This is a genomic window from Mucilaginibacter sp. P19 (assembly GCF_050632265.1).
GTDB classification, from domain to species: Bacteria; Bacteroidota; Bacteroidia; order Sphingobacteriales; family Sphingobacteriaceae; genus Mucilaginibacter; species Mucilaginibacter gossypii.
In genome coordinates this window covers 2,615,183-2,639,825 of the sequence record NZ_CP192586.1, presented here as the reverse complement: position 1 = coordinate 2,639,825, position 24,643 = coordinate 2,615,183, and the positions used below count along the sequence as shown (strand labels likewise).

At 43.7% G+C, this 24,643-nt stretch carries 24 protein-coding genes and 3 pseudogenes; 11 read left to right on the top strand and 16 right to left on the bottom strand.

Going from position 1 to position 24,643, the window contains the following annotated elements:
• Positions 1-67 precede the first annotated feature (67 nt).
• Entirely contained in the window at positions 68-694 is a 627-nt protein-coding gene (locus ACQ86K_RS12755) for a sensor histidine kinase (RefSeq protein WP_431200477.1), read from the top strand.
• Between the two features lie 188 nt (positions 695-882).
• Here the strand turns inward: ACQ86K_RS12755 and ACQ86K_RS12750 are convergent, their stop codons facing one another.
• Genes ACQ86K_RS12750 through ACQ86K_RS12740 form a run of 3 tightly spaced genes read right to left on the bottom strand, consistent with a single transcriptional unit; the run spans position 883 to position 3,447 of the window.
• Complete coding sequence (locus ACQ86K_RS12750) at positions 883-1,281, bottom strand: hypothetical protein (protein WP_091170646.1); 399 nt, start codon at positions 1,279-1,281, stop codon at positions 883-885.
• Between the two features lie 19 nt (positions 1,282-1,300).
• On the bottom strand, positions 1,301-2,359 hold the full coding sequence (locus tag ACQ86K_RS12745) for an alpha/beta hydrolase (RefSeq protein WP_256337477.1): 1,059 nt from the start codon (positions 2,357-2,359) through the stop codon (positions 1,301-1,303).
• A gap of 26 nt (positions 2,360-2,385) precedes the next feature.
• Positions 2,386-3,447 (bottom strand): alpha/beta hydrolase, encoded by a 1,062-nt coding sequence (locus ACQ86K_RS12740; RefSeq protein WP_431200476.1) that lies wholly within the window; start codon positions 3,445-3,447, stop codon positions 2,386-2,388.
• 174 nt (positions 3,448-3,621) lie between these two features.
• Between ACQ86K_RS12740 and ACQ86K_RS12735 the strand changes: the two genes are divergently transcribed.
• Positions 3,622-3,885 carry a hypothetical protein gene (locus ACQ86K_RS12735; RefSeq protein WP_431200475.1) on the top strand — a complete coding sequence of 88 codons (264 nt, stop codon included), beginning with the start codon at positions 3,622-3,624 and terminating at the stop codon, positions 3,883-3,885.
• Positions 3,886-3,929: 44 nt separating this feature from the next.
• Here the strand turns inward: ACQ86K_RS12735 and ACQ86K_RS12730 are convergent, their stop codons facing one another.
• Positions 3,930-4,055 (bottom strand): hypothetical protein, encoded by a 126-nt coding sequence (locus ACQ86K_RS12730; RefSeq protein ID WP_431200992.1) that lies wholly within the window; start codon positions 4,053-4,055, stop codon positions 3,930-3,932.
• Here ACQ86K_RS12730 and ACQ86K_RS12725 point away from each other — a divergent pair.
• On the top strand, positions 4,026-5,177 hold the full coding sequence (locus ACQ86K_RS12725) for an MFS transporter (protein WP_431200474.1): 1,152 nt from the start codon (positions 4,026-4,028) through the stop codon (positions 5,175-5,177). The two genes, ACQ86K_RS12730 and ACQ86K_RS12725, sit on opposite strands and share 30 nt — an antisense overlap.
• Positions 5,178-5,245: 68 nt before the next feature.
• Here ACQ86K_RS12725 and ACQ86K_RS12720 read toward each other — a convergent pair whose 3' ends face one another.
• The 11 genes and pseudogenes from ACQ86K_RS12720 to ACQ86K_RS12670 all read right to left on the bottom strand — a co-directional run bounded on the left by ACQ86K_RS12720 (position 5,246) and on the right by ACQ86K_RS12670 (position 17,259).
• Positions 5,246-5,599: a hypothetical protein gene (locus ACQ86K_RS12720; protein WP_431200473.1), complete on the bottom strand. Its 354-nt coding sequence runs from the start codon at positions 5,597-5,599 to the stop codon at positions 5,246-5,248.
• On the bottom strand, positions 5,596-6,600 hold the full coding sequence (locus tag ACQ86K_RS12715; RefSeq protein ID WP_431200472.1) for a sigma-54-dependent transcriptional regulator: 1,005 nt from the start codon (positions 6,598-6,600) through the stop codon (positions 5,596-5,598). The genes ACQ86K_RS12720 and ACQ86K_RS12715 overlap by 4 nt, the downstream gene beginning before the upstream one ends.
• Before the next feature lie 120 nt (positions 6,601-6,720).
• Positions 6,721-9,501 carry a sigma 54-interacting transcriptional regulator gene (locus tag ACQ86K_RS12710; RefSeq protein ID WP_218134467.1) on the bottom strand — a complete coding sequence of 927 codons (2,781 nt, stop codon included), beginning with the start codon at positions 9,499-9,501 and terminating at the stop codon, positions 6,721-6,723.
• 1,060 nt (positions 9,502-10,561) lie between these two features.
• On the bottom strand, positions 10,562-13,012 hold the full coding sequence (locus ACQ86K_RS12705) for a tetratricopeptide repeat-containing sensor histidine kinase (RefSeq protein ID WP_091170628.1): 2,451 nt from the start codon (positions 13,010-13,012) through the stop codon (positions 10,562-10,564).
• A gap of 243 nt (positions 13,013-13,255) precedes the next feature.
• Positions 13,256-13,540, bottom strand: a complete 285-nt coding sequence (locus tag ACQ86K_RS12700) for a sigma 54-interacting transcriptional regulator (protein ID WP_091170624.1) — start codon at positions 13,538-13,540, stop codon at positions 13,256-13,258.
• 523 nt (positions 13,541-14,063) lie between these two features.
• Positions 14,064-14,555, bottom strand: a complete 492-nt coding sequence (locus ACQ86K_RS12695; protein ID WP_091170620.1) for a DUF302 domain-containing protein — start codon at positions 14,553-14,555, stop codon at positions 14,064-14,066.
• Positions 14,533-15,034 (bottom strand): annotated as a pseudogene (locus ACQ86K_RS12690) (DUF417 family protein). The gene ACQ86K_RS12695 and the pseudogene ACQ86K_RS12690 overlap by 23 nt, the downstream one beginning before the upstream one ends.
• Before the next feature lie 89 nt (positions 15,035-15,123).
• On the bottom strand, positions 15,124-15,468 hold the full coding sequence (locus ACQ86K_RS12685) for a DUF983 domain-containing protein (protein WP_369596631.1): 345 nt from the start codon (positions 15,466-15,468) through the stop codon (positions 15,124-15,126).
• Positions 15,469-15,678: 210 nt separating this feature from the next.
• Complete coding sequence (locus ACQ86K_RS12680) at positions 15,679-16,638, bottom strand: MBL fold metallo-hydrolase (RefSeq protein ID WP_091170610.1); 960 nt, start codon at positions 16,636-16,638, stop codon at positions 15,679-15,681.
• A gap of 80 nt (positions 16,639-16,718) precedes the next feature.
• Positions 16,719-16,976 (bottom strand): hypothetical protein, encoded by a 258-nt coding sequence (locus ACQ86K_RS12675; RefSeq protein WP_431200471.1) that lies wholly within the window; start codon positions 16,974-16,976, stop codon positions 16,719-16,721.
• Positions 16,951-17,259, bottom strand: a complete 309-nt coding sequence (locus ACQ86K_RS12670) for a carboxymuconolactone decarboxylase family protein (protein WP_431200470.1) — start codon at positions 17,257-17,259, stop codon at positions 16,951-16,953. The genes ACQ86K_RS12675 and ACQ86K_RS12670 overlap by 26 nt, the downstream gene beginning before the upstream one ends.
• A gap of 520 nt (positions 17,260-17,779) precedes the next feature.
• On the opposite strand from ACQ86K_RS12670, the gene ACQ86K_RS12665 reads away from it, so the two are divergent.
• The 6 genes and pseudogenes from ACQ86K_RS12665 to ACQ86K_RS12640 all read left to right on the top strand — a co-directional run bounded on the left by ACQ86K_RS12665 (position 17,780) and on the right by ACQ86K_RS12640 (position 21,864).
• Complete coding sequence (locus tag ACQ86K_RS12665) at positions 17,780-18,193, top strand: nuclear transport factor 2 family protein (RefSeq protein ID WP_091170602.1); 414 nt, start codon at positions 17,780-17,782, stop codon at positions 18,191-18,193.
• A gap of 54 nt (positions 18,194-18,247) precedes the next feature.
• Complete coding sequence (locus ACQ86K_RS12660) at positions 18,248-19,036, top strand: SDR family NAD(P)-dependent oxidoreductase (RefSeq protein WP_091170598.1); 789 nt, start codon at positions 18,248-18,250, stop codon at positions 19,034-19,036.
• A 191-nt stretch (positions 19,037-19,227) separates the two neighbouring features.
• Positions 19,228-19,668, top strand: a complete 441-nt coding sequence (locus ACQ86K_RS12655; RefSeq protein ID WP_091170594.1) for a nuclear transport factor 2 family protein — start codon at positions 19,228-19,230, stop codon at positions 19,666-19,668.
• Between the two features lie 40 nt (positions 19,669-19,708).
• Positions 19,709-20,044 (top strand): putative quinol monooxygenase, encoded by a 336-nt coding sequence (locus ACQ86K_RS12650; RefSeq protein ID WP_091170590.1) that lies wholly within the window; start codon positions 19,709-19,711, stop codon positions 20,042-20,044.
• 276 nt (positions 20,045-20,320) lie between these two features.
• Complete coding sequence (locus ACQ86K_RS12645) at positions 20,321-20,788, top strand: Crp/Fnr family transcriptional regulator (protein ID WP_431200469.1); 468 nt, start codon at positions 20,321-20,323, stop codon at positions 20,786-20,788.
• A 221-nt stretch (positions 20,789-21,009) separates the two neighbouring features.
• Positions 21,010-21,864 (top strand): annotated as a pseudogene (locus ACQ86K_RS12640) (SDR family NAD(P)-dependent oxidoreductase).
• A 59-nt stretch (positions 21,865-21,923) separates the two neighbouring features.
• Here the strand turns inward: ACQ86K_RS12640 and ACQ86K_RS12635 are convergent.
• On the bottom strand, positions 21,924-22,712 hold the full coding sequence (locus ACQ86K_RS12635) for an alpha/beta hydrolase (protein ID WP_091170583.1): 789 nt from the start codon (positions 22,710-22,712) through the stop codon (positions 21,924-21,926).
• Positions 22,713-23,146: 434 nt separating this feature from the next.
• On the opposite strand from ACQ86K_RS12635, the pseudogene ACQ86K_RS12630 reads away from it, so the two are divergent.
• Together ACQ86K_RS12630 and ACQ86K_RS12625 are read left to right on the top strand one after the other, a co-directional pair.
• Positions 23,147-24,108 (top strand): annotated as a pseudogene (locus ACQ86K_RS12630) (SLAC1 anion channel family protein).
• A gap of 245 nt (positions 24,109-24,353) precedes the next feature.
• Positions 24,354-24,554 carry a hypothetical protein gene (locus ACQ86K_RS12625; RefSeq protein WP_091170577.1) on the top strand — a complete coding sequence of 67 codons (201 nt, stop codon included), beginning with the start codon at positions 24,354-24,356 and terminating at the stop codon, positions 24,552-24,554.
• Positions 24,555-24,643 lie beyond the last annotated feature (89 nt).

The following is a 24,643-nucleotide window of genomic DNA, read 5'->3' as shown; positions in this document are numbered from 1 at the left end:
GATCATTTTAAAGAAAAACGAATTACTGGAGCATCTCTTAAAGGAGAAGGAATGGTTATTAAAAGAGGTGCACCATCGCGTGAAAAACAACCTGCATAAGGTCGTTTGCCTGCTGGAATCGCAGGCGATCAATTTACAGGATGACGCTTTACATGCGATTGAAAATTGCCAGCACCGAATTTACGCCATGTCACTTATCCATCAGAAACTTTACCAGTCGGAAGATATTGAAACGGTTAACATGGCAATTTTTTTACCTGAGTTCATCGGTTATCTTAAAGACAGTACCGGCACCGGCAACAAGATATATTTTGAGCTTGAAGTGGACCTGATAAAAGTTGAAGTATCACTCGCCATACCGCTCTCGCTGATCATCAATGAGGCCGTGACCAATGCGATCAAATATGCGTTTCAAGGGCGAACAAATGGCATAATATCCATTAAGATGTATACTTCCGGGCCTAAGGTTAAATTGATTATCTCCGATAACGGAATCGGCATACAACATGACCATCTTCAAGGCCCGTCCAATTCACTTGGCCTCAAACTTATCAGGGGATTGGCCGATGATATCAATGGCAGCCTCGAAATCCAAAATCGAAATGGGACTTCCATCATGATCGAGTTTCAAATCGAACCGGTAACCTACAATAATGACGCATTGACCGAGACGGAAATCGCACGGAACGGTTAAATATTTTGTAACTGTGTCTGTCAAAATCATTTAATTGCTTGTTCAAGGGCATCTGAGTCAGATCACTTTAAGGATCAGCCTCCAGCCGGACAGTTTACAGGAACGCAGTTTAGCTCCTTAGGAGTAAACTGCGTTTGATGAGGTTAATGCTGATAAACTCACAGACCTAATGTATAAGTAACACAGGGTCAGGATAACCAGCCGGAATCAGGCTTGACCGTAAGAACGCTGAGATAATATTTCAGATAGGCAAGGCATAAAAAAACATTTAATAAAAGAACACCAACCGCCATAGGTACCCCAGCCGGTGCCAGTATGATATGAAACAAGAAAATATTTACGCTTACCGGCAACAGCACTAATAAAAACAACGCTGTATACCGGTTGATCAATAAAAAGAAACCACCTACAATTTCCACTATTTTCAAAAATTGAAAAAAGTAGTCTGAAGAAATCAGTGCTTTAAGAAAGTCATCTCCTTGCTTTCCCATTTGCGGAACCGGCGTAAATTTGAGAAAGAAATTCAGGCCGAACACAAAATAGATCAGTCCCAATAACAAGCGGGTAATCAATACTGTTGTTTTCATTTTGCCAGGTATCTGTTGCTTATTTTAAATATTTACGCATTTCTGCGGCCGCCTGAATAAAAAGAGATTTAGTCTGCGGAAGATCTGCTAACCCGGTCAGCAGGCCCCAGTCATGAATAACGCCATTGTAACGAACAGTTGTTACAGGCACACCGGCCTGCTCCAGCATACGGCCGTAGGTTTCGCCGTCATCGCGTAAGATATCTTCCTCTGCCACCAGAATCAGTGCAGGAGGCAGACCCTTTAACTGGTCGGGGCTGGCTTTTACGGGTGAAGCATGTATGTCATCTCTGTTGCTATCTTCAGGTATATACATATTATACATCCACTTCATTACTTGTGTTGACAGGAACCGGTCCTGACCATAAGCCTTGTAAGAATCCGTTTCAAAATTATGATCAAGTATTGGCCACATCATGATCTGCAGGCTGATCTCCGGGCCGTTGTTCTCTTTGGCCTTAATAGCGGTTATCGCAGTCATATTGCCACCAACACTATTGCCCACAACCGCCAGCTTTTTACCATTCACGTTGATCTCATTGCCGTGCTCGGCAACCCACTGGGTTGCGGCATAAATCTGATTGATTTGCGTAGGGTAAGCAGCATCAGGCGTGCGGGTATAATTGACAAAAACCCCTACACAACCCGAAAGTACGGCGAGGTTCCTTACCATATGCTTGTGAGTCGGAAAGTCGCCTAATACCCAGCCGCCGCCATGTATATAAATAAACACCGGAAGATTTCCCTTTAAACCTTCAGGACGCACAATATTTAATTGGAGGTCCTTGCCATCAACTTTGATCGTTTTTTCTGAGATGGTAACGCCGGACATATCAACCGGATAAGCTTTTTGTACATTGACCAAAACCTCGCGGGCTTTTTCAGGTGTGAGTGTTTCCAACCCGGGTCCGCCGGTATTGAGCGTCTTCAGAAAAGTCTTAACCCCAGGGCTGAGATGGTCATCAGTTGCATAATCTTTTACCTGGCTGTGCGCATTAAAAGCGCTGCTGATAATTAATAACAGAATACCTGCCAGGTATCCTGTCGGTTTCGTTGAGGTCATGAATAGATTTTTCATTTTTATAATTTTAGTTAAGCTTATTATTAATTTCCGAGGTTATTATCTGTCTTGATCAGGTGGTTGCGCAATTCAGCGGCAGCATGTTCAAACAGTGAACGAGTGGGATGGATATACGCCAGCGGATTAAGCAATCCAAAGTCATGGATCATGCCGTTATAACGCACTACCGTCGTCCTTACGCCGGCTTCGTCTAGTTTCCTTCCATAGGCTTCGGCCTCGTCACGCAGCACATCGTTCTCTGCTACCTGGATCAATGCGTGCGGTAAGCCTGCCAACTGTTCTTTAGTGGCCTGCAATGGAGATGCGTATATTACGTTGCGGCGCTTAGGATCTGGGATATACATATCGTAAAACCACTTCATCAGTGGTGTAGTCAGAAATCGCTCTTGACCAAATCGCTGATACGAATAAGTATCAAAATTGGCGTCAACGATCGGCCACATCATGATCTGCAATTTTATTTCCGGACCGTTGTTCTCCTTCGCTTTCAAGGTGGTCACTGCGGTCATATTGCCTCCAACACTGTTTCCCGCAATTGCCAGACGCTTGCCGTCCACATTGATCTCTTGACCGTTTTCCGCTACCCATTTGGTAGCCGCGTAGATCTCATTGATCGCCTGTGGATAAGCAGCATCGGGCGTACGTGTATAATTCACAAATACGCCGGCCACTCCGGATAACACGACGAGGTCGCGCACCATTCTTTTATGTGTTGGGTAGTCGCCTAACAACCAGCCACCACCATGAATAAAAATAAATACCGGTAAAACCCCTCTCATGCCTTCGGGGCGTACAATATTCAGCACAATTTCATAGCCGTCAGCATTGATTGTGCGTTCCGATTCCTCGATGCCTGACATATCTATGGGTACAGATAGCTGGGCATTTTCCAGCACTTTTCGTGCTTCCAGCGGGGGCATTGATTCAATCGCTACGTTACCTGGGGCGTTTAAAGCTTTAAGAAATTCCCTCACCTCTTTTGAAAGTCTCGGATCCTGATCATATGGTGGTATGACCACATTACCATCATTGCTAATTGTTTTCATTGTTTTGATTTTAATAAATGATTGTGCCCGTTGGGTCATGGCTGTTGATAGTGAACTTGCGTTAGTTCACGAATTGCAGCCATTATTGCTATCTGGATAGGCGAAACTGGTGCCACTATTTAAATAACTAACAATCAGATACTTATTTTATAACCCTCAATTTATAAGTCACGAAATATCACTTTATGAAGGCTTTTTATTTAGATATCAAGAATGACTGCACCATTGCAGGAAATCGGCATAGCGAATGATTATCAGGCGGGGCTATATTCGGCTAAAAACAAACACACAGGTATTCACCGCCCCCTTTGTCAATCCTTTGGTAGGGCAGACCTAGATCAATATTTAACTAAAGCTGTTTGCGTTATGGAAATCGCTAATAGCAGGCTAATTAGCGGTATATCGCATGAATTAAAACAAATATTAAATCATAAAACACTCATTAACAGAAAACTAAAAAACAGGCATCAGAATTGAAATCCGTGAATATGACCGGAGCCAACCTTTCTGTTAAGAAACTTTCAACTGGCATTTACTTCATTAATATTCAGATCGCCGCTCATGAACAACTTATTAACCACACCCGCTATATCTGACAAAAACCGCGAAAAATTGCTTTGGCTGCTTGCCTCCGCAACCTTTATCATTTTCTTTCAGGCCTATATGATTGCGCCATTGATACCCAGCCTGGCAACGACTTTCGGTGTGTCCCAGCAACTGACAGGAATACTGATTCCGGCTTACCTCATTCCTTATGCAGTTTCTACCCTTTTTTCGGACTGTTGGCAGATCGGTTCAGGCCTACCTCGATCATTACCGCCTCGCTGACTGCTTTTGTGGCCTTATCATTTTTTACGTCTACGGCAGCAAACATGGATCAATTTATTTTATGGCGGTTTTTAACCGGTGTAGGATCCAGCGGTGTCATTCCGATCTCCGTATCACTAACAGGCAGACTGTTCAGTTTTGAGGAGAGGGGCAGGCCGCTGGGCCTGCTTTTTGGCGCCATGGCTGGTGGAGCCGCCGCAGGATCTACCCTGGGTGTAGCCGTCGCACCTGTTGTCGGCTGGAGATTTTTATTCATAGGGTTGGCTATCCTTGCAAGTATAGCCCTATTGTTGCTCATTTTTAGTATCAAAAAGCTTCGGCTACCCAAACCCATTACTACCGGGATCACCTTAACTGCCATCATAAACGGCTACTATAACCTTCTTGCACAAAGGCGCGGCCTCAGGACTTACTTTTACGTTTTTTGCAACGGTATTTTTCATTCAGGCGTTTTTACCTGGTTGGGATTGTATTTAAAAGACAACTATGGTCTTAATGAGTGGCAGATAGGGCTGGCATTGATGGGCTATGGCTTACCCGGATTTATTTTTGGCCCCTTTATTGGCAGGGCGGCCGATAAAAACGGCCGAAAACGCTTATTACCTTCGGGAATCCTTTTAAGTGCGCTGAGCGTCGGACTGCTTGCATTGCACCTGCCGTTGTGGATGGCTTGTTTACTTATAACCATCCTGTCATTGGGATATGACCTCAGCCAGCCTCTTCTGGCCGGGATAGTGACTGATTTGGGGAAAAATCAGCCGGGGCAGGCAATGGGGCTTAATGTTTTTACCTTATTCATGGGATTTGGTTTAGGAAGTCTCTTGTTCGGGGCTATGGTCCCTTACGGCTGGGCCGTGGCCTTGATCACTTTCACAACTTTTCAACTAACCATAGCACTATTTGGCTTTAAGGTTTTCAAGCGTGAAACGAACAAGATCTGAATATTACAATCTGGGCATCACAAAAATTGACATTAATGCCGGCTGCGAAACACAGTTGTAAGTTCAGATCAGTCATTTTTGTTTTCACCGCTATTTTTAAAATAGTGCTTCTTGTTTATCCCCAGTTTTTTCATTCTCGAGTTTAATGTGGATACGTTAATATCCAGCAGTTCGGCCGCCCCTCCTTCACCAAAAACCTTCCAGTCACATTTAAATAAAGTGGCAAGGATGTGGTCGCGCTCATTCTCCTCCATAGTTTTTTGCCTGTCTGCTTCAATTTCAATCGAGGCTTTCCGTTTATCCTTAGGAAGCACCAAACTGGTGATCAGCGTTCCCATCGAAAGCAGCACACTTCGCTCCATCATATTTTCCAGTTCACGGACATTGCCGGGCCAACTATAATTCCGGATTTGCGTGATCACGTCGTCAGAAAAGCCGGTGATCGACTTTCCCTGTTTAACCGCGTATTTTTTAGGAAATAGTCGGCCAGTAACAATATATCACCTTGTCTTTCCCTTAAGGGCGGTAACAAGATCGGAAAAATGTTCAGCCTGTAGTACAAGTCCAGACGGAAACGGCCGGCGCTGATTTCTTCTTCAAGATTCTTGTTGGTGGCCGCAATGACGCGCACATCCACTTTCTTCGAATTGCCGCCGATCCGTTCGATTTCCTTTTCCTGTAAAACCCGCAGGAACTTTGTCTGCAGGTCAAGCGGGAGCTCACCAATCTCATCCAGGAAGATCGTGCCACCGTCGGCCTGTTCAAATTTACCTACACGCCTGTTGAACGCGCCGGTAAAGGAACCTTTTTCGTGCCCGAAAAGTTCGGATTCAATCAGATTTGCGGGCAGCGCCCCGCAATTAACAACGATCAGCGGTTTATTTTTACGGTCAGACAACTTGTGTATCGCCTGGGCTATCAATTCCTTGCCAGTGCCGCTTTCTCCTAAAATCAGCACGGCCGTGTTTGATTGGCTGACAATCTTTACGCTGTTCATAATGCGCGCAATGGCCGGGCTATTGCCGATGATTTCGGGAAGGCCTCCTGATACCGCAGAACCAGCCCTTTTAAGATAAGCTTCGCGGTTTTTTGCCTCCTCTTCTACCTGCTGATGCAGATACCAGGCAACATCCAGCATAATCAGTACATCTTTTGCCCGGAACGGTTTTACAAGAAAGCCATAAGGTTTGGTAGCTTTGGCTGCATCCAGTATTTCCTTATTGGAATTGGCAGATAAGTAAACAAAAGCAATATTCATTTCGCGCAGTTTTCCCGCAAGGTCGATACCCGTCAGATTTCCTTGTAAAAGGATGTCCAGCATAACCATATCTGGTTTTTCTTTTTCAACCATTTTTAAAGCAATGGGCACCGAACGGGCAATTCCTGTCACCTTGTAGCCTGCCCTTTCCAGGATCCCCTGCATGTTGTTGGCCTCAATAAACTGGTCTTCAACAATCAATATTTTTGTTCTCACGTTTATATTATTTGATGGTCAACTTTGTGTGGTTTAATCGCTCTATAATCATCAATTATGTTATTAGCATCATATTAAATGTTCCTTTTTGATACCAAGCCGCTTAATTTTCGAGTTAAGCGTACTTGGCGGCACGCCCAGTATGTCGGCAGCACCACCTGGTCCGGATATACGCCCCTGGCAGTATTTGAGGATTTTTAAAATATGGTCGCATTCATTTTCATCAATGGTCTTCAGCGCTATTTCTCCTGCTGAGGTGGCGGCCGTTCCTTTGGGTTTATTAGTTGGTAAATGGATATTTTTCAGCATTGGCCCGGTGCTCAGTAATATACTGCGTTCAATTAAGTGTTCAAGTTCCCGGATATTTCCCGGCCAGCTGTAGTGGACCATTTCCTGCAGCGCTTTGCTGCCGAGCGTAGTTATCTGACGCCCTGTTTTTTTAGCATAACGGTGGATAAAATGCGTCGCCAGGATCGGAATATCCTCCTTACGGTCGCGCAGTGCCGACAATTCGATAGGAAAAATATTCAAACGGTAATATAAATCACTGCGGAAGCGGCCTTCATCAACCTCCTTTTCCAGGTCGCGGTTCGTCGCCGCGATAATCCTAACATCTACTTTGATCGTGCCACGCCCTCCCACACGTTCAATCTCTTTCTCCTGTAGGGCGCGCAGCAGCTTTACCTGGAGCTCAAGGGGCATCTCTCCTATCTCATCCAGAAACAGGGTGCCATTGTTTGCCAGCTCGAATTTGCCCAGGCGGCGTTCCGTTGCACCTGTAAAACTGCCTTTTTCATGACCAAAAAGCTCGCTTTCGATAAGGTTTGCCGGAAGCGCTGCGCAATTGACCTTCACCATTAGCTTGTTCTTGCGCGGAGAATTGTTGTGAATAGCCCTGGCTATCAGTTCTTTTCCCGTCCCTGTTTCGCCCAGTATCAACACCGTACTGTCTGAAGAAGCAACCTGTGTAACCATGCGAAACGTTTTTTGCATCACCTGACTTTCACCGATAATCTCTGCGTAATTTTGATTTACCTCTATTTCTTCCTTCAGATAAATTGTTTCTTCCTCCAGTTGATGTTTGTAACGGTCAATTTCTATGAGTTGTTGGTTCACCTTTTCATTGGCCAATATATTAGATATGGCGATTGACAACTGTGAACAAATGCTTTTTAGTAAAACCTCCTGTTGTTTGACCTGGCGAAAATCGGGGTGAAGAAAACTTAAAACGGCAATCCCCTCCGACCCGATTTGTATGAACATGCCGATGCGCGTATTGTCTGACTGGGCGTCTGCTGTCATTGGACCAGGAAGCAAGGTCAGGCAGCTATCGTTTACTTCGTACAATACCGGGCTGTCAATCTCTGTAATTAGGTCAAGAATACTTTCCGGGAAGGTCATCAGCGTGTTCAAATTATCTGCCAGTTCATCCGGTTCAGCCCCAGCTTGTGACGCATCATAGAGAAACGGCATGCACTTTTGACTTTCCCGGTCAAATAAATGGATGACATAATCTTCAATTCCGAACAATTCCTGAAACTGCACTTTAAGGATTTTAGCCAGCAATTTATGGTCCCTGACCGGTGCTATAGCGCTACTGAACTTTAATAAACGCCCTTTCTCCTCCTCCCGTGATTTGATTTCCTGGTTCGCCAGGATATTCGCCACGGAAATGCAAAGCTGCAAAGATAAACTTTGGATCAGTTGTAGTTTACCGGTGGTAATAATGTCGCGGTCCTTGAAGTAAATCAGCCAAAAACCGAATACTTCTTCGCCTTTAGCAAGACGGATCACCAGCAAGGTCTTTTGCTGAAGCTGGCGGTTAATCTTGACATATAACGGCTGATATTCCTGTAAAGCCAATTCATCGAGATCGAACAACAGTGGGATACTGGTCTGCCTTGCCTGGTTCAGTACCGGGCCGTTGATTTTATTACTGTCACGGGCACTGAGGTTAGACAAGTGTGTTTTTGCACGGGCATCCTCATCCAACAGGAAAGCACTATAGGTGAGCCCGTCGTTATTCCGGACAGCGATCATGGTGTGACTGCAGCCCAATAGCTGCTTAAATTTATCCTTAATAAACCTGGCCAGTTCATCCGTACCGCGGACAGAAGCAATATCAATATTAATGGCCAGCAACAATTCCATTTCATTTCTTCGGCGCATCGTTTCCTCTACCATTTTGATATTAGAGAGGGCGACCGAAAGCTGAGCGCTGATTCCCCTTAATAAATTGATACGCAGCGAAGCAACCGCATGCGGGAACATGTGCAGGATCAGATGGCCCAACGTTTCCCCGCTGACTTTCAATGTCACCGCTGCAAAGTTTTGCCAGCCTTTTGCCTCCCAGGATTTAAACAGATCAACTTCCGGATATCGCTCCACAAACTCAGCGGTATCAAAAGACAGGTCCGTTAAGGCATCCGCCATTTCGTTGATCACAGGTCTCAGCTGTAAATTATGTTCATGCCGCCTGTTTACCTTTAATTGTATATCACCCGCAGGGGTTCGTTCTTTCTCATATTCATGAAATTGATAGCTATCATTTTCCGCGCTGTGCAGGATAATGGTAAGCCCTTCAATATCAAAAAATGAAGCCAGTTTGGCATGTACTGCCTCCAGGAGGTCTTCGCTGTTTCTGGATGCGGCGACTTCGCTACTCAGGTTGAGCAGAATTGCTTTTTCGTCGTCGTTTGCATGTAATGTTGCTGAAAGCAGATGTGTTAAAATCGCATCCTTAAATTTTTCAGACAGACTTTCCATGCTGATCAGGTGTTCATTCAGCATATCCGAAAGTGCTCTGTATCTGACTTCTTCAGTTCCGGCATGTTTGATGGAGTTCAACATAACTAAATATTTTAATAGGGTTTAAAACTGTTTTAACCTGGAAATGAGATTAGCCGAAAAGCAATTTACAATTCCGGTACCATAAAATAAACTGTTGATTTTAAGTGCATTAATTTAATTTTCTATTTGAACGTTGACGAAATATCATCAACCCTGAACGGCATTGGTGATATTTCACTAATCGCTTGTTTATGTATAGTTTAATGATGTCGTCCGTTTTCCAAATGGGGACCTTCCAGGCAGCGATAACGATGCCGATTTCGGTTGCTGCTCCTCCCCCACCAGAGCTGTTCTGACTTCGGACCCGCTCTCGTAAACATTAACAATAAACGAAGATCACCCTGGAATACCCGAAATTAAAAGGGGACAAAATTAATGAAGCGGTCAGGCGGGTCATTACATCCGGCCATGGACCAGTACTTACCCTAAGAACCGACGGGGCGACGGAAATCTTAATCAATAGCGCAACATTCATGGCGTAGCTGACGAACATCGCCATATAAAAATTACCTGTTTCAATTTCATAGGTGAGTTTACAATGATCACTTTATTTTAGCATTCTGCTGTCCTTGGAGTCCATACATTGCGTTTACAAATATTCCACCCGGTGGCAGGGGCATTTTGCGTGTATCACAACTAGCCATAGCCAGCATTTCATGATACTGAGCAAGCTAAACATAATTGCCTATCGGGCCGCGGCCGGTAATGACGATAGTATGTTTATTGGTGTTTGCGCCGCGGCAGTAATCATGCCGCCGATGGCATAATCTATAAAAGGATAATAGCCATTCCAGAAGGTATCCGCTACGTGAAGAAAGAAAGTTTGTAAACCCTGACGTTTGAGTCACCAAATGTATGAGGCACAGATAGCTTAAAATAGGCTCATGGAAAGAAAAAGCCGTTTCCTATACAAATAAATGGCTTTTTATTAAAGTGCGCCCACCTGGGCATTTATCGAATCAGTTTTTGAGTGATTTGAAGTGAGTAGCGGCTCAATGTGTTACGCAGTTTGAGAACGCTATTGAGCGAAATTAAAAAGAGGCAGATTGTTCCTTTAATTTCAAGCCATTGCGTATATCATCTCGTCTATTTTAAATTTAAGCGTAATTGTTGTTCCATTAACGTTCTCAATACTGATTTCCGCCTTTATATCTTCGGAAAGACCACGCAACAGCTTCAAGCCTAAAGCCCCTGAATGGCTTCCAGATTTATGCGCGTTTATTCCGATACCGTTGTCCGCAATTATTAATTCAACCTGTTCATTAATTTGATACATAGTAATACTTATAGCCCCCCATTTTTTACCAGGGAAAGCATATTTTATGGAGTTGGTTACGGCCTCGTTAATGATCAGTGACAAAGGTACTGCATAGGATACAGCCAACCTCAGCGGTTGAATATCGAGTTCAAAACGGATCTGACTGGTGGTTCCAAAACTATCATTAAGATAACTTACAAATTCGGGGATGTAAACAGACATATCGATCGTTTTTATATCTTCCGACTGGTAAAGTTTTTGATGAATCAACGACATGGCATAAATGCGATTCTGGCTGTTTTCAATGGCTTTCAACGCATCATTCTCCAAATAAGCTGCTTGCGACTCTAAAAGGCATATTACGGTGTGCAGATTGTTCTTAACCCTGTGGTGCACCTCTTTCAGCAACCATTCTTTTGACAGCAGGAGAACATCTTTGTCGTGTAGCAAGCTCTCTAACAGATGGTTCTTATGATCTATTTCATCCTTTTGAGCTTGTAGCTTTTCATTGTTTTTCCTATTAATATAATATCGATAATAAATCATTCCTATGATTAAAAAAGTCAGAGCCACACCGATATATATTAGTTTCCTAACGTTATCGGCTTGTTGGTTTTGAAGCGCGTTTTTAGCTCGAAGAATCTGGAGATCTTTTTCCTTTTGGGTCATCTCCAACTGAATCTTCATACCTGCTATATTTTTGGCATCATTTAATTCAACTAGTTTCTTATAGTACGTTACATATTGTAGGAGATGTTTTGCCGCAGATTCGTAATTTCCCTGGAGCGAATCAATCTTAAAGAGCATCCAATTGGCTGCAGAAAAAGTTATTGGTTCGTTCATTTTAATAACGGGGATTGCTAAAGAATTCTGAAGGTAACTTTTTGCCTTATCGTACTGTTTTATTTCAAAATAAAATGTTCCTATTTTTAGTTTAATTTGAGCCGAACGGAAATCTTTTGTAATTAATTTGTCTTGATCCGAAAGATGATCAGCCATTAAAAAATATTTTTCAGCCTGCCTATAGTTGTTTATATCTTTATAGTTTGCGGCTATCGATAAATACGCCATTTGTTTATCGACAAGACTTGCAGGAGGAATAGTTTTAAGTGTATTTGATAACAGAAGTATCGCTTCTCTTGACTTGCCGCTCTCATTTAGATAAGAGGTATAATTAAAAAGGGCTCGATATATGGCAGGATCGCCATTCTTACTTAATTCCTCCACCGCTTTTTTGAACCAATAGGATGCAAATGCGGATATTGTTTTATTCCCATAATGCAAATCGGCAACTCTTGCGTAAAAATATCCCAATCCAATACTATCTTTAGTTTCCTGCGATGCTCTAACAGCCTTTAGCCCATAGTTAGTGCCTCTATCATCGTTACCATTAACCTTGCAGATTAACGAAAGCAGATCGTAATTGTAATGAGTGTAGGGAAAAGCCATGGCATTTTCCAGTTGAAGCGCTTTCAACGCATTTACTTCGGCTCCTTTGATATCCTTTAAAACAAAGGCCAGGTACGCCAAATTCGTTAATGTATTAACTTGCTTCGCAGGCTTATTCAACTGCTGATACAAAATATTGGCTTTCGCTAAGCTATTTATTTTCAACATAATAGTAGCAGGTAACGGTGGGCAATAGGTGCCCTGGTAATCCCAGGCTTTTGCCTCCGTTACCTTGTCATTCGCTCTCTGGCAAATATTAATCAGGTCCGTAAAGCACTTTGTCCCTTTTTCTACCTGGTTACCTTTGAAATAGTTTTTGCCCAATAAACAAAGACTTTGGTTTGACCAGAATGCTGAATGAAGCGCCTCGCTCTCCTGTTTGGCTTTTGATAGAAAATATTGAGCACTGTCCCGGTCATTTTGGCTGTAACCTGGTTGGAAAGCATAATAAGAGCCTAATAGTACCAGCAACTTAACATGGTCTATCCCATGCAAAGTGCCCAATATTTTTACGACTTGCCGGGTTTGCCGGGTATCTATCCATTTATTATCCTCTTTAGCGATATCATCGCTAAAGCCATCTGTAATCACCGTCCACCTGCTTAATCTGCCTTTTCGGCTTACCAGAACAAGACTGCTATCCTGGTCTACCTGTCCCTCCTTTACAACCGTATAAAAATTTAAACTTAACTGTAACCAAAGTTGTTGTTTTTCGGAGCTTAGTCGGGAAGTCTGGGCATAAATCGTTACTGGATAGATAATAAAGTATACCAGCAAGTTCAACAACATAAATTTATTGGCCATGGCACTTCAATATTATCGACGGTTCGGAAAAAACACAGCAAAATGCCATCAATAGCCTTACATTGACTCCTTCGAATACAGGTGCATCAAATTAATTTTTCTTAGACATGGCTGACAATTGCAAAAAAAGCGAAAACAGACACAAAGAACATTTTAACTCTTCGGGGACTGAAAGGTCCACCTAATAAAATTAAACGCTTTTTTTGAAAATAGCAAATGTGCCAACATTGGGGCGATTTTGATTTAAATATAATTCCGGATTTGCGCGATAACCTTGTCGGAAAAGCCGGTAATTGATTTTTCTTGTTTACCTGCGTATTTTTTCAGAAAACAATCGATCAGCAACAATATGTCGCCTTGCCTTTCACGTAGTTTCGGTAACAAAATCAGAAAAATGTTCAGCCTGTAGTATAAGTTCAGTAGGAAACGGCTGACACTGATTTCTTCTTCGAGATTCTTGTTGTTGGCCGCAATGACGCGGACATCTCCCTTTCTGCCATCAACACCATATTTATCGTGCAGGTTCATTTAAGGTCCCCATCGATTGCCGCACTCGCAGAAGGCTTTCAGCTGATGGCTGAACAAAAAGGTCAAGGCACTTTGCAAGCAATACGCTATCATCAAACTTAAGCTTGTCTTTACGGTACAGTCGACAAAGAAAACATCTGATGATACAATTATGAGAGTGGAGTACGCCGGCTAAGGTTTCCCGGTATTCCCCAAATTAAAGGAAAAGGTCATTGATTTCGTCCTTGGTCCTATCGGTACGGAATTCTTTCTTAAGGCCAATGTAGTATAAGTATTTAAAATAGTATGTATAAAGGGCGTCAAAAAGAATTCTCATCTTCTGAGAAGACAAAATTGTTCCATTCTTCTTTTAGATCCGCACCTTTTAAAGTTCTAATCATTAAAATTACAAGCCATTTTTAATAATCTATAGCAACAATTAAAATTTCGGTTAACACCGGGAATCCAATCATTGATAATTGGCCATATAATTATAATAATGAAATTACTTTAGCGCAACCTTAATGTTGGATAAATTGCTATCCTAATCATTTAACGCAGATTGAATAACACTGCTTAGGTCAAACAGTTTAGCGACTTCCGGTTTCAGGTTAAATCGTTCCTGCAGATATGCTGCAGTATTATAGGCAATTGATATGTTATGTGCCGTATCTTCCCACACCAGGATTTTTAACGGTAGGTCAATACCGGAAACGGCAACTTCTGAAAGTACCTTGCCGCCCACTTTAGGATTCCCGAATAATATTAGATGCATCGGTGGGATAGCAATGTCAACAGTACTTAATTCTTTCTGCTGGTCAATTACTGCATAGACCTTTGCACCGCGACTTTTCAGTACGGAGCAGAGACGCACCACAGTTGCCTCAGCAGTAAAACGACTTTTTTCAATAAATACACCTTTAGGTTCGAACATAACGCAAATATTTGAAGGTGAAAATATAGCAATTCCGGCGAGTGAAACCATTTGCAAAAATTGCCTGCGGCCAGGTTTCTTATTGAATTGTGCCTGTATCATTTTTTTGATGACGATCCAGGTAAATAGCCGCAGACTCACTCATGGTTATAATCGGGCCGCCCATGATGACGGTATCTTTGAGTACCAGCCTGCCACGGCCCGATAAAAATGGAAATCCCCAATCAGCATCACCAAGATTTGGCACCCAGGCTTCGGGGGTGGTGACCAGAAAGGAAAGCGTTACCGCGGTCATCAGGAAAATCAGGATGCTGGCAATCATACTTGGTGTTGGCCATACGCGGTATAGCGCCACAAACACGGCTACACCAACCAGGTATACGCCCAGCACCCTCGAAAATTGATAAGTACCGTTACCAGTGTGCCAGACATGATTTTTCTGCAACAGTTCACCTTCCTTATTGACATGTTTTTTGTAGGCTGCAGGATCATTATAAAAAAGACATGATCGGGCTGTTCGCTACAAACGGAACGATACCCTCAGCTTCATAGGTGAAAAATTTAAGGCAGCCAATCCACAGAAATACAATGACGATACCAGCGCGGATAACATTCTCGTCCAGCCTGCTCCATGCCTGCGATAAAAGAAAGGAGTGAACTTTGCATATTACTAATTTAAATTTAACGGCACTATGCTGTCGCCGGGGTCAGATGCCGGCAAAACTGATTCGGGCTTATCAGCGCTGTACTCCGGCTGATAACTGAGACCAGGGGTGAGCCAGTAAAGCAGGATTACCCTGGAATACCTGAAATTAAATGGGGACAAGATTAATGAAGCGGTTAGCAATACTATTACATACAGCCACGGGTTAGTACTTCCAGTAAGAACCGACAAGGCGACGGAAAGCGTAACCAATACCGCAACATTCATGGCGTAGCTGACGAACATCGCCACATAAAAATAACCAGGTTCGATTTCATAGGTAAGCTTGCAATGATCACATTGCTTCAGCATCTGTTGTCCGTGGAATCCGTACATCGCATTCGCAAACATTTTTCCCCGGCGACAGCGGGGGCATTTTGCATGTATCACGGCTGGCCATAGCGGCCATTTGTTAGCGTTGTTCATAAACTATAATTACTACTCTGGGATTGATTCAGAAACATATTCATCTGTCGGGTTGAACAGCACAAAGTCCTGCTGTTCTCCCAACAGCTCCCCCGGTTAAACGCCAGTAAATACCAGCTTGGCGAAAAAATCACCTTTGATAACGAAATTGCCAAACACGGGATCAAATGAAGCAGTAGGCTTCGCTGCGATCACTCCTTTTAAATCTCTACCCTGTTTCTTTAGGCTCGCTACCCTTTCACGTATCGTGGCCAGCATATCATGAAACTGAACAAGCTGCGCGTGATTACCTATCGGCCCGTGGCCGGGAATAACGATAGTATGTTTGTTGGTGTTTGCAACATTCCGGGCCGCGGCAGTAATCATGCCGTCAATGCTGCCGCCGGTGGCATAATCTATAAAAGGATAATAGCCATTCCAGAAGGTGTCCGCTACGTGAAGGATGTCGGCATTGGGGAAATAAATTGAGGAATCTGCGTCGGTATGAGCCGGTTGATAGGTTTTTACAAGGATATTTTCTCCGTTAAAATGCTTCTTATATTCATTTTTGTAGGTAATAGTTGGGATACCACCTTTGGGCAGGGGCTCAAAGGTGTAATTCCATTCGGGCTGGAAAATGCGTTTGGTCAGGTGATCACGGGTAATATCCTGCGAGATAATTGTTGCACCGGCATCATGCAACCAGTCATTTCCGCTGGTATGATCAAAATGCCAGTGACTGTTGATCAGAACTTTGATCGGCTTATTGCTGATGGTTTTCAGCGCCGCTGCCACGTGGGCCTTTGATACGTCAATACCGGCGTCAACCAGCAGTTTTCCCTGGGGGCCGTTCAAAACGGCAATGTTACCGCCAGAACCTTCCACCATAAAAATATTGCCTCTCAGTTTGGTTACATTGATTTTGGCAGTGGCAGCAGCCCTGTTGATCTGCTGCACGGGACCATCGATTACTTTTTGCCCGAATAATAACCTTGGCGACAGGATAGCGCCTGCGGTTAAAAGGCCGGCACTCGCTAAAAAGCTGCGACGGTTGATGTGTGTGTCATTTGCATTCATGATAATCTATTTAGTTTTGTTAGCAATTTGGTTTATGGATATATGCGACTTGTCCTGAACCGGCAAGCCATTCTTATTTATTATTTTAAGCTGATGGCTTCGGGGAAATCGAGCGGTACTCCAGTTACCGCATAAACGTAATTGGTGAAAGTCCGCAGCGCAACCAAACCAATCAGTTCGATCAGTGCGTCTTCGTTGTAACCGGCTTCGAAAAAGTCACAAAGCAGTACAGGGTCTACCTGGCCCTGGTTCTCAGCGATGTATTTGGCCAAGCGGATGACAGTGGTCAGCCTGGTTTCATAACTGATACCTTTACGGATATTGATTGTTCTCGTCATGGTTAAAACCATTGTTTTTTGCGGTGACGGTGTGTGCTGCCAGACAGTATCGACATTCATTCACTTCTGATACAACGAGGTAAATTGCCTCACGTTCCCTTGAACTGAATACACCGCTGCTTAACGCTGAATCAAATTGCAGAAAACCTTTTAAAGTGGCAGGAGAATAGCCAATTACTGCGTACAAATTTGGCAGTTTGCCAATTTTCTGAGTGATATGATCGAACATTGCCCGTGACTCCGGGCTTACTTCTTCCCGGGTAGGAACTTTGATTGTTTCCATAATTATTTTGTGTTTTAAGATATGTCCCCTTCCGGATGACGATAGGCATCGGAAATAGACAAGAAGCGTGAAATAATATTGATGCCAATAATATAAAATACTGTATATCAAAATATTACAAGTAAATCTCCAACCCTAACCTCACGTTATTTCGCTAATTGGAACTAGAAAAATGAAATCCCGATAGTCTTGTGATACTAGGCAATCTCAAAGCCGAGTGCAGAGACAGATTATTCGGGCGCTTTACAGTAATTCAGAACGAACCGGCACTAAAAAGCGCGAACAACTTTCCATAGATACTCGTGATCATTGCCATAAACAAGATTTCTATTAGCGCTATTTCAAGAACCGCTTGTATTTACCTGATATATCGCATGGAAGCTTAAAAACAAAACAAATTAAATATCTGATTTTCAATATTTTAAATTATGGCACTTGATTTTATCTTCAGCATCATGAACAATTGATCTGCCCTTGCTGAAGTCTTATATCAAACGCTAATAAATTAACTACCGAGGTTATGACACAAAAACTCCCCCTCCCACCATTTACCCTGGAAACTGCGCTCATCAAAGTACAAGCCGGAGAAGATGCGTGGAATACGCGGAACCCTGAGAAAATTGCTATGGCTTATACTGTAGATACAGAATGGCGAAACCGGGATCAACTTATAAACGGCCGGGAAGCGGTCATTCATTTCCTACAGGGGAAGTGGGAAAAAGAGTTGGATTACCGGTTAAAAAAAGAGCTGTGGGCATATACGGATAATCGTATAGCCGTGCGCTTTGAATATGAATACCATAACCAAAAAGGTGAATGGTTCCGCGCTTACGGTAATGAGAATTGGGAGTTTGACGAAAACGGGCTCATGCGGAAGCGTTATGCAAGCATCAATGACGTAGCGATCCTTGAAGCAGAAAGGCGGTTGCTTTGATCATATCCGGCTACAATAACATTATTTCAATAAATCACACTTAAAAAATTTAATATGGAAAATGAACTTAACGAATGGTCGGATACACCAATAGCTGAAGGAAGGCTTGAAGGGAAAGTCGCATTGATTACCGGCGGCAACAGCGGTATCGGATTGGCAAGTGCTAAACGATTTGTTGCCGAGGGAGCTTATGTATACATCACGGGCCGACGCCGGGAAGAACTTGATAAAGCCATTAGTTCAATCGGACAAAACGCCACGGCGATCCAGGGTGATATCAGTAACCTTGCCGACCTCGATAAAATCTACGAAGTTATCCGCGCCGGTCACAACCGGTTGGATATCGTATTTGCCAATGCCGGGCTGGGTACTCTTGAGCCACTAGGCAGTATCACCGAGGCCGGCTTCGACCTGGCGTTCAATGTGAATGTAAGGGGGACGTTATTTACGATACAAAAGGCGCTGCCATTTTTATCTTCGGGAGCATCCATTATCCTGACCGGATCCTCTACCGGTTCCAGAGGCACCGCAGCCTTCAGCGTTTACAGTGCAACCAAAGCGGCCATCAGAAATTTTGCACGTAGCTGGGCACTGGACCTGCGTGGCAAAGGTATCAGAGTCAATGTGCTTTCTCCTGGCGCCACGGCCACTCCCGGTCTTTTAGGCTTGTTCGACAGCAGTATACAGGACCAGGCCATGCAGGCTTTCAGCGATGAGTCGCCGCTTGGCCGTGTAGGACACCCTGATGAAATAGCAGCTGTCGCGGTCTTTCTGGCATCGGATGAGAGTACTTACATGACGGGAAGCGAAATATTTGTTGATGGCGGACAGGCGCAGGTATAGTAAACGCGGCGGTTGTCATGAGTTATGTTTCGGCACGCCGTCGCTTGACATTTGTCAAATCATTTCCTATCAAATGTCAACCGCCGGAGGGTAAGAGACGATTTACATTTGCAACCGGATCAAACCACGGATTTTTCGAAAGGTAGTTTTCAATAATAAATCTGGATGGTGACGAGTAAAATAAAAATCATATGGAAACGGAGATAGAAGATAACGGTACCCGCACAGCAGACATCAGCTCCCTTGTTTTAAAATTTCTGGACACAGCTACCCGGGACCCAGCAGAATGGTTAAATCTTTTACACGATGATGCTGTATTGGTATTTCCGTATGCAGAGTCGGCGGGCCTGCCTGTAGTGGTTGCCGGAAAGGATGTAATAAAAAAAGCAACAGCATCCTTCCTGCAAATGGTACCTGGTATCCGCTTTAACAACCCGGTCGTTTATCCGACTCTGGACCCGCACAAGGCCTTTGCAACCTATGAAGCTTGTGTCACGGTAGCAGCAACGGGCAGGGAATATGAACAAAACTACATTACCATGTTCACGGAACAAGCCGGGAAGATCATAGAAATGTATGAATACTATGACCCGGTTAAACTCAATGCGGCTTTTTCGGAAAGCCAGAAATAAATTATTAATCCATCCTACATATCAAATAAATTAGATCATCATGAGTAAGAAAGCAGTATTGGTTGTACACACCACTTACACCATTCATCCGGAAGATAAGCAAATTTTCACCAACGCGGTTTTGTCGCACATATCTGCTACCAGGAAAACAGAAGGCAACGTGTATTACCACTTTTCATGGGATATGGTAGATCCTAATACCTGTGTACTGGCCGAAGGTTGGGTAAATCAAAAAGCCCTTGACGATCATCTGAAAAGCGAAATGTTCCAGGCGGCTTTAAAAGCTGTGATAGAACATGTGCGCATCCTTGAAAGACATGGCACACTTTACACTGTTTCCGGCGAAACAGATATCATTCCTGAAACTACTAACTGACCAACAACAGAGGGGGATAATTATCCCCCCTCTGTTGTTGAGGTGGGACCGGGAATTTCTGAAATCCTTGAGCACCGGTTATCGATGGCGGCGTTACCGCTGCGCTGATTTAGCCAGCAGACCGTTCCAGCGCCGATATTCAATGCTGAAGGACGCTTGTAACTCTTTAGTATTGACACTGTTTTAATATCCTGAATTTCAGCGCATTACAACACCATCAACAGGCACAACGCAGGGGCAATTTGCTGTATTTTCTCACTTTGGGATTTTGGCATCATGTTTGAAGTTTTCCGCAAATACCTGGCAGACAAAATTAACGTTTCCCAAGCCGACCTGGCATTTATTGAATCGGTCAGTGTCATCAGGCGCCTGAAGAAGCATCAGTTTCTCCTTAATTCGGGAGACAAATGGAAATTAAATGCCTTCGTTTGCGAAGGACTGCTCAGGAAATTCAGTATTGATGAAAAAGGACAGGAACACACGGTATATTTCGCTGTTGAAAACTGGTGGACCGGTGATCGCGAAAGCCTGATGAACGACACGTCTTCAAAATACAATATCGAAGCCCTGGACGATTCTGTCGTATTACTAATTCACGAAGACAATTTTCAACGGATCTTCGAAAAAATACCACATTTCAGGGACCTTGTAAATTCGATTCTGCAAAAGAGCTTGAATGCGGCCCATGCACGCATACTGGCTGCTATCATGTCGACAGCAGAAGAAAAATATTTATTTTTTTAAAAAGCTCTCCTCTTTTGGCAAACCGGGTCCCATTGCACATGCAGGCTTCTTATCTTGGCATGACGCCGGAAACATTAAGCCGGATCCGAAAACAGCTTAACACAAAAAAATCTAAACAGCTTACCCGATATCCCCCCGGTATTGATTTTCATCAATTCCGTTCTTATTAAAAATCAAGTGTTGTTTATCACAGAAGCGCGATCATTGTAAAAAAGTATGCCATGTCAAAAGTAATAGTAATAACAGGAACAAGTACAGGCTTTGGAAAACTTACGGCGCTGACACTAGCGGCCGGTGGTCATTCCGTGATGGCTACTATGCGGAACACGATAGAAAAGAACAAGAATGCTGCAGATGAACTTGCTGCAACTGATAATATTGAAGTTATCGATATGGATGTGGCCGATGATCAATCGGTCATCAATGCATTTAATTACATCATCAACAAATATGGCAATGTTGATGTATTGATCAATAACGGAGCTGTAACGGGCTTTGGTGTGGCTGAGGGCTATTCAATCGGTGCGTATAAATGAATCTTTGAAATAAATTTTCATGGAGCTATCCGAACATACCAGGCCGTTCTGCCGGTGATGAGAAAATCAAAGCAAGGACTGGTCATCAACCTGTCGACCGTGGCGAGTGGTTTTTCAGTTCCCTATGTGGTTCCTTATATGGCTTCCAAATTCGCCCTGGAAACATTTATTGAGGGTATTGATTCAGAGCTGCGTGACTTTGGAATTGAAAACGTGTCCATTCCTTGCGGAGTTTATCCCACAAGTATGGGCGATAAAGGCAGGCATAATGCCGACCGTACCGAAATAGCTACGGCATATCCTGATTTTGAACCGCGCATCGCCGCACTGGGCATGGCAATGTTCAGCAAAATGCAGGAATCTAACATGAACCCGCAAGCAATTGCTGATGGTATCAAAGCCCTGATCGATATGGAAAAAGGCTCCCGGCCGCTGCGATATCCTATTGACGCCATAGCACAAGGAACGGACCAAGAATTTATTACGGCGAAAAGAAAGATCAAGCGCAAATGGGCAGCCAAATACGGTATCGATTTTTAGCCCCAAGAAAAGAAAAATCCCTGGACAACATCAATCCAGGGATTTTTCTTTTCTTGGGGCTATTTGCTGATCTGTTGGGCCGCAGTCATGATTACTGCCGCAACTTCCTGTGGGTGCGTCATAAAAACAACGTGGCTTCCTTTCAGGCGGGTGACGATACTGTTTGACCTTTCATAGCCATTCATCGTAATGACCGGGTTGATGCTTTTGTCGTCTTCAGATGAGATGCCGTAGGTGGGTTTGTTTTTCCAGGCGGCCTCCGTTACAGGAGTTCCAAATGCTTCGGCGGGAATAAAACCGGATGAAGCGAACATAAATTCAGCGGTCTCATCACTAACATCAGCGCAAAAACCGGCATGGAACTTTTCTTTTGAATAATATACATTTCCTTTTTCATCCGGTGGCAATAAACCGTTTTCCGGTTTTGGCGGTGCACTTGAAGCCAGCTTTACTGTATTTTCGCCAATCTCTGGCTGAAAGGCATTAACATAAACAAGCGCTGCCACTTTCGGATGAACACCGGCCTGTGTAATAACGGTCCCTCCCCACGAATGACCTACAAGTATCACAGGGCCGTCCATTTTGTCGATAGCGAAATTTGTCGCGTCTACGTCTTCTTTAAGCGAGGTGCAAGGGTTCTGAACAAGCGTCACATTATATCCTTTTTGGGTCAGTTCCCTGTATACCCCCTGCCAGCCCGAAGCGTCGGCGAAGGCTCCGTGTACAATCACGACATTTTTAACTTTTAGGGCCTGCGCGTATGTTTTACCGATCAGGGTAAAACCTGAGGCAATTGCCATCAGTAATACCAGCAGCCTACACCATTTGGTCAATCTTTTACTTTTCATTTTGATTGGTTTAAAATTTAACGATTTAGTTTACGAAGCATCTAACCAATCCCATACCACCTCACAATAAACTAACTATCAACAACTTAAATAGAACAATTATTTCAATTGATAACGATATATCACTTTTGTCCGGGCCATTGATTAAATAGAGACAAAGCGGCACCCGGAATTGACCTTGTCGAGAAGGTTATTATTGATCCATCCATTGTTACATAAGTCAAAAGAGTGTGGGGATCCGTAGCACCTCATAATTAGCGGCATATCAATGACGAAAACCAATTAGCGTAATACCGCGATACGGCGAATGCGCAACAAACAACAAATAACTGATTAACAATTAATTAATAATTGGCACGCCTTTTATTCGGTGTCATCATAAAGGATTAGCATACCCGGTCCCGCATAACTGTATCAACTAATTTATTAGCCATATGATAACCTCCACAAGAGAAAGCTTTATTGAATTTATGCCGGTGAGCATATTCGGCAGCGTAATGGGCTTATGCGGTTTATCTTTTGCCTGGCGGCGGGCTGCAGTGATCTGGAACATTTGGGAATTGCCGTACTTGATTTTCAGATTGTTCGCGATTGCGGCCTTTATAGCCTTATCAGCCTGTTATCTGGTCAAATGGTACAAGTTCCGAAAATTAATTATAGAGGAGTTCCGGTCGCCGAAAACGATTTGCTTTTTCGCAACCTATATCATCTGCTTGCTGCTCCTACCCGGGGTCGTCATCGATTTTTTTCCTAGGGTGGCCATCGTCATCTGGTGTACCGGAGCCATATTAATGCTTTTTTTGCATGGTATATGCTGAGAAGATGGCTGGATGAGCGGCAGGAACCTGACTCAGCCATGCCTGCATGGGTCCTTCCCATCGTAGGTACTTTGGACATACCTATAATCGGTAATCAATTGCCTTTGCCCGGCATCCATGAAATAACAATGATGGCCTTCGGGATCGGTTCAGTATTCGCGCTGGTCCTTCTCGTGATCCTTATCTCCAGGCTGATTTTCCAGGCACCTTTACCGGAGGGCCTGCAACCATCCCTTTTTATTTTAACTGCGCCATTAGCACTTGCTTTCACGGTTTACCACCAGTTGACGATGAAGCTGGATATTACAGCCGGAACTTTATTCTATTTTAATCTGTTTTTGGCCCTGCTGCTGGGCAGTAAGATTTTTCTAATTCCCCGAGCATGTCCCTTTAAAATCTCATGGTGGTCGGTGAGCTTTCCGTTATCGGCACTTTCTATCACAGCACTTACCTATGTGGAAAATAAACCCGACTGGGCCCATCAGCTCTTTGCCGCCGGAATGCTTCTGTTAGCCACTATCGTTATCTCCTACTTGTCTGTCATGACGATGTTCCGGGTGGCCACTAAGACATTTTAAGTCCAAAAATCTGGGTCGGCCGTAAGCCTGGCAACAAGCACGGCCGTACTATAAAACCGATAAAATGCTGGTAAAAAACAATATATCAACAATGGAGACCGGATTAGCGATATAAAGCACTTGTACACGCTCATAAAAAACAACAAACAACTGACTTACAACTATTTAAAACATGGCACTTTCATTGATACCTCTTCAGTAATTAACAACAGTGATTTACATAAACAGACTTAAAGATTTCAATCATGAAAACAAAAAAGAAGGAAAAGAAAACAGTCGCCGAGGCACCAGAGGGGCATGATCATCATGAAACCTACCTGGAAGAGGAAATGCCCAATCCCGACCATGAATTTCCGGGAGTCGGCCGTATAGTAGGGGATTTCGTAACCAGGGACCACGGGAGATCTTCGCACCGTATGATCGATCATGAACCAGGAATTTTTTAATTACAGGACAGGTGAAGTACAACCCGGAAGCTGTTGTTAGGGCGGCTTCCCGGGGCCTTGCCTGTTCCCCAAGCCAGAAGGCGCACATG

Coding starts and splice junctions, on each gene's coding strand:
- ACQ86K_RS12710 (WP_218134467.1), bottom strand. CDS start 9,501: ATGTTGAACTCCATCAAACATGCCGGAACTGAAGAAGTCAGATACAGA.
- ACQ86K_RS12735 (WP_431200475.1), top strand. CDS start 3,622: ATGACTGCACCATTGCAGGAAATCGGCATAGCGAATGATTATCAGGCG.
- ACQ86K_RS12740 (WP_431200476.1), bottom strand. CDS start 3,447: ATGACCCAACGGGCACAATCATTTATTAAAATCAAAACAATGAAAACA.
- ACQ86K_RS12675 (WP_431200471.1), bottom strand. CDS start 16,976: ATGACGAGAACAATCAATATCCGTAAAGGTATCAGTTATGAAACCAGG.
- ACQ86K_RS12745 (WP_256337477.1), bottom strand. CDS start 2,359: ATGAAAAATCTATTCATGACCTCAACGAAACCGACAGGATACCTGGCA.
- ACQ86K_RS12650 (WP_091170590.1), top strand. CDS start 19,709: ATGAGTAAGAAAGCAGTATTGGTTGTACACACCACTTACACCATTCAT.
- ACQ86K_RS12685 (WP_369596631.1), bottom strand. CDS start 15,468: ATGCTGAAGCAATGTGATCATTGCAAGCTTACCTATGAAATCGAACCT.
- ACQ86K_RS12635 (WP_091170583.1), bottom strand. CDS start 22,712: ATGAAAAGTAAAAGATTGACCAAATGGTGTAGGCTGCTGGTATTACTG.
- ACQ86K_RS12730 (WP_431200992.1), bottom strand. CDS start 4,055: ATGATAAAGGTTGCGGAGGCAAGCAGCCAAAGCAATTTTTCGCGGTTT.
- ACQ86K_RS12705 (WP_091170628.1), bottom strand. CDS start 13,012: ATGGCCAATAAATTTATGTTGTTGAACTTGCTGGTATACTTTATTATC.
- ACQ86K_RS12695 (WP_091170620.1), bottom strand. CDS start 14,555: ATGATACAGGCACAATTCAATAAGAAACCTGGCCGCAGGCAATTTTTG.
- ACQ86K_RS12655 (WP_091170594.1), top strand. CDS start 19,228: ATGGAAACGGAGATAGAAGATAACGGTACCCGCACAGCAGACATCAGC.
- ACQ86K_RS12680 (WP_091170610.1), bottom strand. CDS start 16,638: ATGAATGCAAATGACACACACATCAACCGTCGCAGCTTTTTAGCGAGT.
- ACQ86K_RS12645 (WP_431200469.1), top strand. CDS start 20,321: ATGTTTGAAGTTTTCCGCAAATACCTGGCAGACAAAATTAACGTTTCC.
- ACQ86K_RS12665 (WP_091170602.1), top strand. CDS start 17,780: ATGACACAAAAACTCCCCCTCCCACCATTTACCCTGGAAACTGCGCTC.
- ACQ86K_RS12715 (WP_431200472.1), bottom strand. CDS start 6,600: ATGCAGGGGATCCTGGAAAGGGCAGGCTACAAGGTGACAGGAATTGCC.
- ACQ86K_RS12670 (WP_431200470.1), bottom strand. CDS start 17,259: ATGGAAACAATCAAAGTTCCTACCCGGGAAGAAGTAAGCCCGGAGTCA.
- ACQ86K_RS12660 (WP_091170598.1), top strand. CDS start 18,248: ATGGAAAATGAACTTAACGAATGGTCGGATACACCAATAGCTGAAGGA.
- ACQ86K_RS12625 (WP_091170577.1), top strand. CDS start 24,354: ATGAAAACAAAAAAGAAGGAAAAGAAAACAGTCGCCGAGGCACCAGAG.
- ACQ86K_RS12700 (WP_091170624.1), bottom strand. CDS start 13,540: ATGAACCTGCACGATAAATATGGTGTTGATGGCAGAAAGGGAGATGTC.
- ACQ86K_RS12750 (WP_091170646.1), bottom strand. CDS start 1,281: ATGAAAACAACAGTATTGATTACCCGCTTGTTATTGGGACTGATCTAT.